The organism is Diaphorobacter oryzae DSM 22780 (assembly GCF_059568935.1).
Genome location: NZ_JCANUL010000002.1, coordinates 232260 through 244778, shown reverse-complemented (window position 1 = coordinate 244778; position 12519 = coordinate 232260). Strand labels below are relative to the sequence as shown.

The following is a 12519-nucleotide window of genomic DNA, read 5'->3' as shown; positions in this document are numbered from 1 at the left end:
GCCGCGGCCCAGGTGGCGCCGCCGTCCAGGCTCTTGTAAACGCCGCCGCCCCAAGTGCCCGCGAACAGCGTCTGCCCATCGCTATGCAGCGCCAGGGCCCGCACATCCAGGTTGCCCAGCCCGCTGTTGGCCGCGGCCCAGGTGGCGCCGCCGTCCAGGCTCTTGTAAACGCCGCCGTGCGCAGTGCCCGCGAACAGCGTCTGCCCATCGCTATGCAGCGCCAGGGAACGCACATCCAGGTTGTCCAGCCCGCTGCTGGCCGCGACCCAGGTGGCGCCGCCGTCCAGGCTCTTGAAAACGCCGCTGCCCCCAGTGCCCGCAAACAGCGTCGAGGGCGCCGCCCGGTCGATGGCCAAGGCAGTGACAGTCCCCCCGGACGGCCCACCGGTAGGCTGCCACGCATCGGCCGCCCAGGCCCGCGGCGCCGCGCCCAGCCCCCACAGCAGCAACAGGGCCAGCAGCCAGCGGGCCAGCCAGGTGGTGGGAGGGGCGTTCATGTGATGGAGCATGGCAATAGTTACCAGGGGTGTCAGAAGTAAGAAACCCCGCAGGCTACCCACGCCGGCGCCCCTTGGGTATCCCTGAAATTGGGTAATTTGCGGGCCCGCCGCCGTGCGCCCGCCGCTGCGGCGGGCTTGCGCGTACCGACACCGCGCAGCGCCGCAAATCACCATCAAAAGTGGCTAAAACGCCCTACAGGCAAGCGCAATAAGCTATCAATACGATAGCATCAAGGCGCGGACTGGCCCCCCAGGCGCACCACCAAGCCCCGGGGCGTGACGGTGATGCTCTGGGGCTGCACGCCCAGGCCGTCGGCCAGCGCCAGGTCGGCGCCGGTCAGCTGGTGCAGCACCACCTCGCGCAGCGACTGGTCGGCCAGTTGCTGGCCGTAGCGCTGCAGCAGCGCGGCCGCGGGGGGCTGCAGGCCGTCCAGGCGCAGCGCGTTCACGCGCAGGTTGTGCGCGCGGATGCTGTGGTCCGAGGGTTCGTAGCGCAGGCCGAAGTCCACGTCGAACGCGCCCGTGTACCGCCGCGCCTGCAGCAGCGGGCCGGTGGCCGCCAGGTCCAGCACGGCGTTGAGCTGGTTGCGCTCGGGCAGCAGGGTCAGGCGCGGCTGCTGCAGCTGCAGATCGAGCAGGCCCGCCACCGGGTAGCTGCGCGGAAAGCGCTTGGCCAGCGCCTGCTGCAGCTGCGCGGCGCTGATGGTGTAGCTGGGCTGCGCGCTGGCGCAGCCCGCCAGCGCGGCGAGGGTGCAGGCGGCGGCCAGGGTGGCAAGAAGGGTTCGGCGTTGCATGGCGGTGCGGGGTGAGAGACCCCATTGTGCGGGCCCGCGCGGGCGGCGCTGCAACCCGCTGTGTCAGCCCAGCGCGCGCAGCCGCTGGTGCACGGCGCTGTCCGGGTCGGGGGGGCGCTGGTTCTTGGCCTGCAGGTAGCGCTCGCTGAACACGTCCAGCCAGGCCTGCAGCAGCGCGGCCGCGCGCGCCTCGCCGGCCTGCTCCAGGCACAGGGCCGCGACCTCGGAGGTGCAGAAGTGGTCGCTGCGCGTGGAGCGGCGCAGCCGGTAGCGCGACACCGCGCCGCTTTCCAGGCTGAGCACCGGAAAGCGGTCCAGGTAGGGGCTTTTGCGGAACATCTTGCGCGCCTCGGGCCAGGTGGCGTCCAGCAGCACGAACAGCGGGCGCCGGGCCGCGGCGGCGGCCGGCGGCGCGGGCGGCACCGGCGCGAGCGGCGCATGCACCAAGCGCGCGGGGTCGACGAACTCGCCGGGGAACACCACGTAGGGCTGCCACTGCGGGTCGGCCAGCAGGGCCAGCAGCGCCGGGTCGACCTCGGTGCGGGCCCAGCCGAAGGCAAAGGTGTCGGGCACCACGTCGGCGATCAGCCAGCCGGTGTTGCTGGGCTTGAGCGGCTCGGTGTCGGCCATCAGCAGGCACACGCCGGCGCGCGTGGCGGCCTGCGGGCGCAGCGGGCACATGCAGTGCTCCAGCGGCAGGCGGCAGCCGGCGCAGCGCTCGCGGCGCGAGCCGCCGCGCGCCAGGAAGGGCTTGGCGCTGCGGGCCAGGCGCGCGGCGCGCAGCAGGGAAACGGCATGGGGCATTGGAGCAGGCGGCGAAGGGGGCGCGGTCGCCCGGGCGGGGCCGCGGTGGGCGGGCAAGCCGCGCATTGTCCCGCAAGCCCGGGCGGGCGCTGCGGCACCGGGTTTCTCAGGGTAAGCCCTGGGATTGCGCGGCAAGTGTTTTATTGGTTGAAATTTCAATTGCGGATTTTGACCACCACCACTGCACAGGCCTAAATTTCATGCCAACAAACGTTTCACCCAAAGAAACAACCCCCATGCCTCCCGCCTCCCGTCCCAAAGCCGTGGTGAACCACACGCCCGGCGGCAGCACGTCCACCGTGGAGCGCGCCATGCGCGTGCTGCGGGTGATGTCGGAGGGCGGCAACGCGCGGCTGACCGACATCGCGGCCGCGGCCGACCTAGACAAGGCCACGGCGCTGCGCCTGCTGGAGGTGATGGTGCGCGACGGCTTCGTGATGCGCGACGCGCAGAGCAAGCAGTTCTCGCTCGGGCCCGAGCTGATGGTGCTGGGCGCCGCGGCGCTGCGGCGCTTCGACCCGCGCCCGCTGGCGCGCCCCAGCCTGCTGCGGCTGGTGGGCAAGTTCGAGGACAGCGTGGTGCTGTCGCTGCCCAGCGGCGTGGAGTCGCTGTGCATCGACGTGGAGGAAGGCACCTACGCCATCCGCGCCAACTACCTGCGCGTGGGCAGCCGCCGCCCGCTGGGCGCGGGCGCGGGCAGCCTGGCGCTGCTGGCCTGGATGCCCGAGGCCGAGCGCGAGGCGGCGCTGGAGATTCTGTCCGGCCAGATGAGCCGCTACCCGCGCCTCACGCCCGCGCTGCTGCGCGAGCGCATCGCCGACGCGCGGGCGCGCGGCTACGTGCTGCTGCTGGACGTGGTGGTGGAGCGCATGGGCGGCATCGCCGTGCCCATCCTCGACCCCGAGGGCCGCCCCGTGGCGGCGCTGAGCATTGCGGCGCTGAACGAACGCATCCTCTCGCGCGAGGCGGCGCTGGCCCAGGCGCTGCTGCACGAATCCACCGTCTGCCAGGTGCGCTGGGCCGAGGCCATGCGCACCCGCCCGCGCCCGGCGCCGGGCCATTCCAAGGAGAACCTGCGATGAATTCACCCCTCCCCGCCCACCTGCGCGGCGCGGGCAGCACCGCCTTCGGCCGCCACGAGGGCCGCGGCGCACTGGACCTGATGGCCGACGCGGCCGGCCAGGCCCTGGCAAGCGCGCAGCTTGCGCGCGCCGACATCGACGGCGTGCTGTGCGGCTACGCCACCACGCTGCCGCACCTGATGCTGTCCACGCTGCTGTGCGAACGCTTCGGCCTGGCGCCGCGCTACGCGCACGGCATGCAGTTGGGCGGCGCCACGGGCGCGGCCATGCTGATGGCGGCGCGCGAGCTGGTGCAGTCGGGCCGCTGCCGCAACGTGCTGGTGGTGGCGGGCGAGAACCGCCTCACGGGCCAGTCGCGCGACAGCTCCATCCAGACCCTGGCCCAGGTGGGCGACGCCGACTTCGAGGTGCCCAACGGTGCCAGCGTGCCCGCGTACTACGCGCTGATGGCGTCGGAATACATGCACCGCACGGGCGTCACCAGCGCCGACCTGGCCGAGTTCGCCGTGCTCATGCGCGCCAACGCCGCGCGCCACCCCGAGGCGCACCTGCGCACGCCCATCAGCCACGCCGAGGTGCTGGCCGCCAAGCCCATCGCCGCGCCGCTGTCGCTGCTGGACTGCTGCCCGATATCGGACGGCGCCATGGCGCTGGTGGTGTCCGCCGACGCGGGCCCGCACCCCGCCGTGCGCATGGCGGGAGCGGGCCAGGCGCACCGCCACCAGCACCTCACGGCCATGGCCGACGTGCTGCGGTGCGGCGCGGCCGAGGCGGCGCAGCAGGCCTTCGCCGAGGCCGGCCTGACCCACGCCGACATCGACTACCTGGGCATCTACGACTCGTTCACGATCACGCTGGTGATGCTGCTCGAAGAGATCGGCTTCGCGCCGCGCGGCGGCGCCGCCGCGCGGGCCCGCGCGGGCGACTTCGCGGCCACGGGCGCGCTGCCGCTGAACACGCACGGCGGCCTGCTGTCGTTCGGCCACTGCGGCGTGGCCGGCGGCATGGCCCACGCCGTGGAGGCCTGGCGCCAGATGACGGGCCAGGCCGGCGAGCGCCAGATCCGCGCGCCGCGCCGCGCCTTCATCCATGCCGACGGGGGCGTGATGTCGTCCCACGTGAGCCTGATTCTTTCCAGGGAAGGCTGAACCCCATGACCTCGCTGGCAACCCCCTTCAACGACGGCCTGCGCGCGGGCGTGGTGCGCTTTCAACGCTGCGCCGCCTGCGGCCAGGCCCAGACCCTGGCGCGCTACGCCTGCCAGCGCTGCGGCCACGAGCGCCTGGACTGGCAGGACGCCGCGGGCACGGCCACCGTGCGCGCCGCCACGGTGGTGGCGCGCGCGCCCTCGGACGACTTCCGGCCGCTGGCGCCCTACACGCTGGTGATCGTGGAGCTGGACGAGGGCCCGCGCCTCATGGGCCACGCGGCCCCCGGCGTGCAGATCGGCGAGCGCGTGCGCGCCGGCTTCTTCGCGCACCTGGGCCGGCCGCTGCTGCGCTTTGCACCGGCCGGTTGACCCCGACCCGTCCCTTTTCCAACCATAAAGACAGGAGACAAGCATGCCCCGTACTTCCACCACCGCCCGCCGCCATGTCGTGGGCCTGGCCTGCGCCGCGCTGTGCGCCGCGGCCGCGCCCTTCGCCTGGGCCGGCGACTACCCCAACAAGCCCGTGAAGCTGGTCGTGCCCTACCCGCCCGGCGGCCCCACCGACATCGTGGCGCGCGTGGTGGCGCAAAAGCTGCAGGAGCAGCTGGGCCAGCCCTTCGTGATCGACAACCGCCCCGGCGCGGGCGCCAACATCGGCGCCGAGGCCGTGGCCCGCAGCGCGCCCGACGGCTACACGCTGGTGGTGGCCACCACGGCGCACGCCATCAACCCCTCGCTGTTCGCCAAGCTCAACTACTCGCTGACCAAGGACTTCGCGCCCGTGTCGCAGCTCACCAGCGGCCCGCTGGTGATCGTGACCAGCCCGGCCACGCCCGCCAACAACGTGAAGGAGCTGATCGCCCTGGCCAAGAGCAAGACCGGCGGGCTGAACTTCGCGTCTTCGGGCAACGGCCAGTCCACGCACCTGTCGGCCGAGCTGTTCAGCGCCATGGCCGGCGTGAAGATGACCCATGTGCCCTACAAGGGCAGCGCACCCGCGCTCACCGACGTGATGGGCGGCCAGGCGGATCTGATGTTCGACACCATGCTCTCGTCCATGCCGCATGTGAAGGCCGGCAAGCTCAAGGCGCTGGCCGTCACCAGCAGCCAGCGCTCGCCCAGCGCGCCGGACATTCCCACGGTGGCCGAGTCGGGCCTGCCCGGCTACGAGGCCATTGCCTGGAACGGCCTGCTGGCGCCGGCCGGCACGCCCAAGGAGGTGGTGGAGCGCCTGAACGCCGAGCTGAAGAAGGTGCTGGACAACCCCGAGGTGAAGCAGCGCTTCGAGGCCCAGGGCTTCGCCGCCGCCTGGAGCGCGCCCGCCGCCTACGCCGGCTTCCTGCAGGCCGAGGTGGACAAGTGGGGCAAGGTGGTCAAGGCCTCGGGGGCAAAGATCGACTAACCCCCTGAGGCGCTTCGCGCCTTCCCCCTGGAAGGGGGACGCCGCCAGTGCGGCGGGGCGGCCCTTGCACGGCAGCTCTCGCCTGGGTTGCGCCGGTTCACGGGTTGCGCGCGATGGCCATGGACAACTGAAACACCTCTCACTGCAATGCAAGACCTTCTTACCTCTGCCCTCAACCCGCGCTCGGTCGCCATCATTGGCGCGTCCGAGAACATCCACAAGATCGGCGGCCGGCCCATCTACTACATGCAGCGCCACGGCTACCAGGGCGCGGTCTATCCGGTGAACCCGGCGCGCGAGGAGATCCAGGGCCACAAGGCCTATGCCTCGCTGGCCGCCCTGCCCGAGGTGCCCGAACTGGCCCTGGTGGTGGTGGGCGGCGACAAGACCGTGGCCGCCGTGGAGGACTGCGCCGCGCGCGGCGTGAAGGCGGCGGTGGTGATCGCCTCGGGCTTCGGCGAGACGGGCCCCGCCGGGCGCGAGCTGCAGGACCACATGGTGGCCAAGGCGCGCGCCGCCGGCATGCGCCTGTACGGCCCCAACACGCAGGGCCTGGCCAACTTCGGCACGGGCGCCATCGCCGGCTTTTCCACCATGTTCATCGAGGTGCCGCCCATGGACGGCCCCGTGGGCATCGTGAGCCAGAGCGGCGGCATGAGCGCCATGGCCTACGGCCTGCTGCGCGGGCGCGGCCTGGGCGTGCGCCATGTGCACGCCACGGGCAACGAGGCCGACGTGACCGCCGCCGAGATGGCCTGGGCCGTGGCCCACGACCCCGACGTGAAGCTGCTGCTGCTGTACCTGGAGAACATCGCCAACCCCGACATGCTGGCCGCCACCGCCGCCTATGCGCGCGAGCGCGACCTGCCCATCGTGGCAGTGAAGGCCGGGCGGTCGGCCAGCGGGCAGAAGGCCGCGTCGTCGCACACCGGCGCGCTGGCCAACGAGGACCGCACGGTGGACGCCTTCTTCAAACACCACGGCATCTGGCGCGTGCGCGACCCGCACGAGCAGGCGCGCGCCGCCCAGGCCTACCTGAAGGGCTGGCGGCCCGAGGGGCGGCGGCTGGTAGTGATCAGCAACTCGGGCGCCAGCTGCGTGATGGGCGCCGACGCCGCCGAGGACGCCGGCCTGCCGCTGGCCGAGCTGGGCGCCGGCACGCAGGCCGCCGTGGCCGCCAAGCTGCCGGGCTTTGCCACCACCAGCAACCCCATCGACGTGACCGCCGCCCTGCTGTCCAACAGCGGCCTGTTCGGCGACGTGCTGCCGGCCGTGGCGCAGGACCCGGCCGCCGACCTGTTCTTCATCAACATTCCCGTGGCCGGCGCGGGCTACGACGTGGAGCGGTTCGCGCGCGACGCCGCCGCCTTCGAGACCGCCGCCGCCAAGCCCGTGGCCGTGGCCGCCTGGCAGGAGGGCGTGGCCGCGCCGTTTCGCGCCCACGGCATCGCCACCTTCCCCAACGAGGGCGAGGCCATCGCCGTGCTGGCCCAGGTGGCCGGCCACACGGCGCTGATGCGCCAGCCGCGCACGACCTGGCCCGCGCTGCCCGACGTGCAGGCACCCGCCGGCGCCCAGGGCTTTTTGAACGAGGTGGACAGCCTGGGCCTGCTGGCGCGCCACGGCGTGCCCACCGTGCCCATGCACCTGTGCCGCACGGCGGATGAGGCGCGCGCGGCGTTCGACGCCATCGGCGCGCCCGCCGTGGTCAAGGCCTGCTCGGCCGAGGTGCCGCACAAGTCCGAGCACGGCCTGGTGGCGCTGAATGTGCAGACGCGCGAGCAGGCCGGCGAGCTGTTCGAGCGCTTCTGGGCCCAGATGGACGCCATGGGCGTGCAGCGCGACGGCGTGATCGTGGCGGCCACGCGCAAGGGCCGGCACGAGTTCATGGTGGGCGCGCGCATGGACCCGGTCTTCGGCCCCGTGGTGGTGGTGGGCGACGGCGGCAAGTACGTGGAGGCGCTCAAGGACTGCGCCGTGCTGCTGCCGCCCTTTTCCGCGCAGGACGTGCAGGCCGCGCTGCGCACGCTGCGCATGGCGCCGCTGCTGGGCGGCGTGCGCGGCGACCCGCCGCTGGACACGCAGGCCCTGTCGGACATCGCCGTGGCCGTGGGCCGGGTGATTGCGGGCGCGCGCGGCGCCATCGCGTCGCTGGACCTCAACCCGGTGATGGTGGGCGCCGCGGGCGAAGGCGCTGTGGTGGTCGATGCGCTGGTGGAGGTATCAAAAGCATAGCTACTAGCGCTTACTGGATAAGCGCTATAGCCTGTTTTGATGCCCAATCACCCGCGCGCCGGCACCTCCAGCCCCCGCTGCACGGCGGGGCGCGCCACGAAGGCGGCCAGCACGCGCTGGATGTTGGGGAAGGCGTCAAAGCCCACCAGATCGCCCGCGCCGTAGAAGCCCACCAGGTTGCGCACCCAGGGGAACACGGCCATGTCGGCGATGGTGTACGTGTCGCCCATGATCCAGTCGCGGCCCGCCAGGCGCTGCTCCAGCACGCCCAGCAGGCGCTTGGATTCGGCCACATAGCGATCACGCGGGCGCTTGTCCTCGTAGTCCTTGCCGGCGAACTTGTGGAAGAAGCCGAGCTGGCCAAACATGGGCCCCACGCCGCCCATCTGCCACATCAGCCACTGCAGCGTTTCATAGCGCGCGGCGGCGTCCTGCGGCAGAAACTGGCCCGTCTTCTCGGCCAGGTAGATGAGGATGGCGCCCGACTCGAACAGCGCCAGCGGCTGGCCGCCCGGGCCGTTGGGGTCGAGGATGGCCGGAATCTTGTTGTTGGGGTTGAGCGCCAGGAACGCGGGCGAGAACTGGTCGTTGGTCTCGAAGCTCACCAGATGCGCCTCGTAGGGCAGCTGCATCTCTTCGAGCGCAATGGACACCTTCACGCCGTTGGGCGTGGCCAGCGAATACAGCTGCAGGCGGTCGGGGTGCTTGGCGGGCCACTTGGCGGCGATGGGATGGGCGGTGATCGGATGGGCAGGGGTCGTCATCAGGGCTCCACAAAAAAAACGGTTGCGAATCGGGCAAAGGGTGGCTCAATCCACCGAGGCGCCCGAGGCCTTCACGGCCGCGCCCCACTGGCGGATTTCGCTGGCAATGAAGCGGTCGAACTCGGGGCCCGTGGTGGGCGCGGGCTCGGAGCCGCGCTCGCGGATGAAGCGCGCCAGCGCCTCGCCGCGCAGCAGCTCGGTCACCTCGCGGTTCAGGCGCTGCACCACCTCGGGCGGCGTGCCCTTGGGCGCCATCAGGCCCAGCCAGCCCACGGCCTCGAAGTCGCGCAGCGCGGGCAGGCCGCTCTCGCGCACGGTGGGCACATCGGGCAGCAGCGACGAGCGCTGGGCCGACGTGACGGCCAGCGGCACGGCGCGGCGCGCCTGGATGTGGGGCAGCGCGGCGGTGACCGAATCCACCATCAGCGGCACCTGCCCGCCCAGAAAGTCGGCCTGCGCCGGGCCGCTGCCGCGGTACGGAATGTGGGTGATGAACACCTGGGCGCGCGCCTTCATCATCTCGCCCGACAGGTGCTGCGTGCCGCCGATGCCCGCGCTGGCGTAGTTGAGCTGCCCCGGCGCGGCGCGCGCCCGGTCTATGAGCTGCCCCATGCTGGCGATGCCCGACGCCGGGTGGGCCAGGAAGATCAGCGGCACCTTGGCAATGAGCGAGATGCCCACCAGGTCCTTGGTGGGGTCGAACCCCACCTTCTTGTACAGCGTCTGGTTCACCGCCATGGCGCTGCCCGCCACCAGCAGCGTGTAGCCGTCGGGCGTGGAGCGCACCACGAAATCGCTGCCGATGTTGCTGCCCGCGCCGCCCTTGTTCTCCACCACCACGGGCTGGCCCAGGCGCTGGCCCAGCGGCTCGGCCAGGGCGCGCGCGAAGATGTCTGTGGCCTGCCCCGCGGGGAAGGGCACGACGAGCTTGATGGGTTTGTCGGGCCAGGCCGCATGGGCCAGGGAAGCGGCGCCCAGCGCAAGGCTGGCGGTGGCGGCGGCAAGCAGGAATCGGCGCGATGGCATGGGAAGCGGTCTCCTCGTATGGTGGTTATGTACGCACCGAGGCTACCGCATCACGCCCCGCCCTGCCGGGCGAGGTCTTTCAAGGCCAAAAAGGCTTGTGGCGCTTATGTATCAAGCGCCAATAGCTATTAATAATGAAGCAGTTTAGACGCCATCACGCCTTGGGCGGGCGGTGCAGCAGGCACAGCTTGTTGCCGTCGGGGTCGCGCAGGTAGGCCAGGTACATGCCACCGGCGCCGGGCTCGCCGCGCCAGCCCGGCGGGTCTTCACAGGTCACGCCACCCGCGGCCACGCCGGCGGCGTGGGCGGCATCGGCCTGCTCGGGCGACTGCGCCGCAAAGCCGATGGTGCTGCCGTTGCCATGGCAGGCCGGCTGGCCGTTAAGGGGCGCGGTGATGGCAAAGGTGTTGCCCGCCTGGCGCCAGAAGGTGCGGTTCTTGGGGTCGGTAAAGCCCGGCTTGCAGCCCAGAGCGCCCAGAAGGGCGTCGTAGAACTGCTTGGATTTGTCGAGGTCGCTGGCACCCAGCATGACGTGGCTGAACATGGTTGATCGGTCTCCTGTGGGGTGAATCCACCATGGGCATGGTGGGCTCCGTATCGTAGTGGCCCTGGGGGTGGCTGCGGGTCACGCGGTGGACAGCCGGCGCCTGTGGTGCGCTTTTGGGGGGGGCGGGTCAGCCATGGGGCGCATTCAAGACATTGCGGCTTCAATTGCGAACCGCAGCCTTCAATGCACGGACCATGAAGAGCCAGAAAGCGGCAAGCAACTGGCGCGATCACTGGGCCATGTGTGCCAGGCAACCATGGTTCAAATGGCCTCTGCCGCCCATGGAGCAAGCGCCACACGCTATCGATAGCAAAGCATTGGCGCGAAGACCCGAGTACAGCGCCAACAGCCCCGTCAAGCCCCGTTTCTCCTTATGGCATGCAGGCTCTGTAGCAGTTGATGGGATCTGAAGCAACGGGATTTGGCGCGATTCGGAAAATCGCGCCAAGTAGATGGCGCAATTCTCCGCAACAGGCTTGCTGGTCGCCAAATAACGCCGACCTCCTTATCAGCCAGAAATATCCGACGGCATTATCGCAAATAGATCACTCAATGCCAAGACCAACTAGCGCTGCAGTGCAAAGACAAAAACACAGACCATCGAATCACAAAAAATAATCCGCATTACTGCCAACCTCAAACGAGCACCTTCAAATTGAAAGATGAGCTCTTAATGCATTATGTACAAATATATTATCTTCAAAAAGAATTTCGTCATCGCCACGGAATGAAAATCTCATCCGATCTCCGATTTTATCGATATTTCCGATCACGCCAATTCTATACAAATCCTTTAGCACATCCTTTAGCGGAATCCTCTCAAGCAAGCTTTTTACTTCACCGTGATCCTTCTTTATTTTTTCCGCTCTTTCAGCCAGCTCCTCAAACGAGGATATTTGTCTAAAGCCATAGAATAGATATTTTATTCCATCAATTTCTTCTGGTTTATATTTCACTTTCAGCTCCTCCGTTAATTCAACCCACGAGGATGTTGAGTATGTTTTCCGAACTGCCTCCAACCCCTGGACACCGAAAGTCTGCTCATCAGGGTATTGATCTTGCACCGTGATAAGCAACCGGACAATATCTCTAGGCCTATACCAAGAGTTGTGAAGTATGTATATTTGAGGATTCTTCTTATGAATTATCTGAGGGAAATACTTAACCCAAATATCACCCGGGTTCAGCTCAGCCATTTGATGCTCAATCCTAGCATTATTAATGCGCCGCTCTATAATACTCAATAGTGGCTGCTGCTCAGCACTCAGGCCTGGTCTATTCCAAACGATAGAGACTCCAAAATCTGCTATTGGCTTATTAATCTCCTTGCCAAGAGAAGTCACGGAGGTCAAGACTTCTGAGCGTATGGCCGCATATAAGCAAAGTGGAAATGATTTTTTTATAGCGATAGCGTTGATCTTCTCGATTGATACGATTAGGTCTCGTACTAGGCGAGAGTCGCGTTGATACTGCTTGCTTGTGGCGTAATTTAGCTCAAGCTCATCGAAAAATATATTCAACCTTTCGAAGCCGGGATCAAGCTCTTTAAATGCATCATCGGCGCGGCGAACCAAATCATTGAAATTCACTTTGGCACGCCCATTGTCATCCCAATCGAAGTCCAGCCCCAACTTTGGCGAGTGACTTATTTCGATGTTGCCTTTACGGATTGTTGGAACCAATCGCATAAGACTAATTTTTTTCCCTTGAGGAAGCGTCTCCGAATTTACAAGCGCTACAAATTTTCCAATATTTGCGTTTTCCTGAAATGGATTTGCAACATTTTCCAGAATTGCAGATGCGATCTTTCTATATATAAACCAACGCCAAACCGCCTCAAAATCATCACCTTCCAGCAAGTCACTATTCTCCTCCACCACCTGAACGCGCGCCGCCTTAGCGAAATCTTTCTTTAAATCCTCGTCCACTTCAGATTTAAACAGAACAAAACTTGAAGATGAGTTTCCTTCATTTTCGAGCATCAGAGAAATATAGCGAAGCAATGCTGTCTTCCCAGTCCCCTTCAAGCCAGAAACATAATACTTCTGACGCTTCAAAAACCTATCCACCCTCAATGCCGGCGGTGTGACATATGAGGAAAGAAATCGAGCGACCTCCTCGGGCGTACCGCTGAGCACCTCGTTTTTTGCATCAGTACTTCCAAATGGAATGTCTTTTAGAGTGAGTGAATTCATCTATTTTCCTTCAAGAATGC

General features: G+C 67.4%; 12 protein-coding genes. 5 read left to right on the top strand and 7 right to left on the bottom strand.

Annotated features, from left to right (window positions below; all coding sequences use genetic code 11):
* The 3 genes from BP68_RS04315 to BP68_RS04305 form a co-directional block, all read right to left on the bottom strand.
* Positions 1–497 (bottom strand): WD40/YVTN/BNR-like repeat-containing protein (locus tag BP68_RS04315; protein ID WP_496369384.1); only part of this gene is annotated, 497 nt, incomplete at its 3' end.
* Positions 498–730: 233 nt separating this feature from the next.
* Complete coding sequence (locus tag BP68_RS04310; RefSeq protein WP_496369383.1) at positions 731–1294, bottom strand: DUF1439 domain-containing protein; 564 nt, start codon at positions 1292–1294, stop codon at positions 731–733.
* A gap of 63 nt (positions 1295–1357) precedes the next feature.
* Positions 1358–2098 carry a tRNA-uridine aminocarboxypropyltransferase gene (locus BP68_RS04305; RefSeq protein WP_496369382.1) on the bottom strand — a complete coding sequence of 247 codons (741 nt, stop codon included), beginning with the start codon at positions 2096–2098 and terminating at the stop codon, positions 1358–1360.
* Positions 2099–2334: 236 nt separating this feature from the next.
* Between BP68_RS04305 and BP68_RS04300 the strand changes: the two genes are divergently transcribed.
* The 5 genes from BP68_RS04300 (at position 2335) to BP68_RS04280 (ending at position 7967) form a co-directional block, all read left to right on the top strand.
* Positions 2335–3180 carry an IclR family transcriptional regulator gene (locus BP68_RS04300; protein ID WP_496369381.1) on the top strand — a complete coding sequence of 282 codons (846 nt, stop codon included), beginning with the start codon at positions 2335–2337 and terminating at the stop codon, positions 3178–3180.
* Positions 3177–4328, top strand: a complete 1152-nt coding sequence (locus BP68_RS04295) for a thiolase family protein (protein WP_496369380.1) — start codon at positions 3177–3179, stop codon at positions 4326–4328. The genes BP68_RS04300 and BP68_RS04295 overlap by 4 nt, the downstream gene beginning before the upstream one ends.
* A 5-nt stretch (positions 4329–4333) precedes the next feature.
* Positions 4334–4699: a Zn-ribbon domain-containing OB-fold protein gene (locus tag BP68_RS04290; protein ID WP_496369379.1), complete on the top strand. Its 366-nt coding sequence runs from the start codon at positions 4334–4336 to the stop codon at positions 4697–4699.
* 43 nt (positions 4700–4742) lie between these two features.
* Positions 4743–5732: a tripartite tricarboxylate transporter substrate binding protein gene (locus tag BP68_RS04285; RefSeq protein WP_496369378.1), complete on the top strand. Its 990-nt coding sequence runs from the start codon at positions 4743–4745 to the stop codon at positions 5730–5732.
* A gap of 147 nt (positions 5733–5879) precedes the next feature.
* A complete protein-coding gene (locus BP68_RS04280) occupies positions 5880–7967 on the top strand; it encodes an acetate--CoA ligase family protein (protein ID WP_496369377.1) in 2088 nt (695 codons plus the stop codon).
* Positions 7968–8014: 47 nt separating this feature from the next.
* Here the strand turns inward: BP68_RS04280 and BP68_RS04275 are convergent, their stop codons facing one another.
* From BP68_RS04275 to BP68_RS04260, 4 genes are all read right to left on the bottom strand, one after another.
* The gene (locus tag BP68_RS04275; RefSeq protein ID WP_496369376.1) at positions 8015–8731 is read right to left on the bottom strand and encodes a glutathione binding-like protein; all 717 of its coding nucleotides are present in this window, start codon (positions 8729–8731) and stop codon (positions 8015–8017) included.
* A gap of 45 nt (positions 8732–8776) precedes the next feature.
* A complete protein-coding gene (locus BP68_RS04270; RefSeq protein WP_496369375.1) occupies positions 8777–9757 on the bottom strand; it encodes a tripartite tricarboxylate transporter substrate binding protein in 981 nt (326 codons plus the stop codon).
* A gap of 154 nt (positions 9758–9911) precedes the next feature.
* On the bottom strand, positions 9912–10301 hold the full coding sequence (locus tag BP68_RS04265) for a VOC family protein (RefSeq protein WP_496369374.1): 390 nt from the start codon (positions 10299–10301) through the stop codon (positions 9912–9914).
* Between the two features lie 653 nt (positions 10302–10954).
* Entirely contained in the window at positions 10955–12499 is a 1545-nt protein-coding gene (locus BP68_RS04260; protein WP_496369373.1) for a P-loop ATPase, Sll1717 family, read from the bottom strand.
* Positions 12500–12519 lie beyond the last annotated feature (20 nt).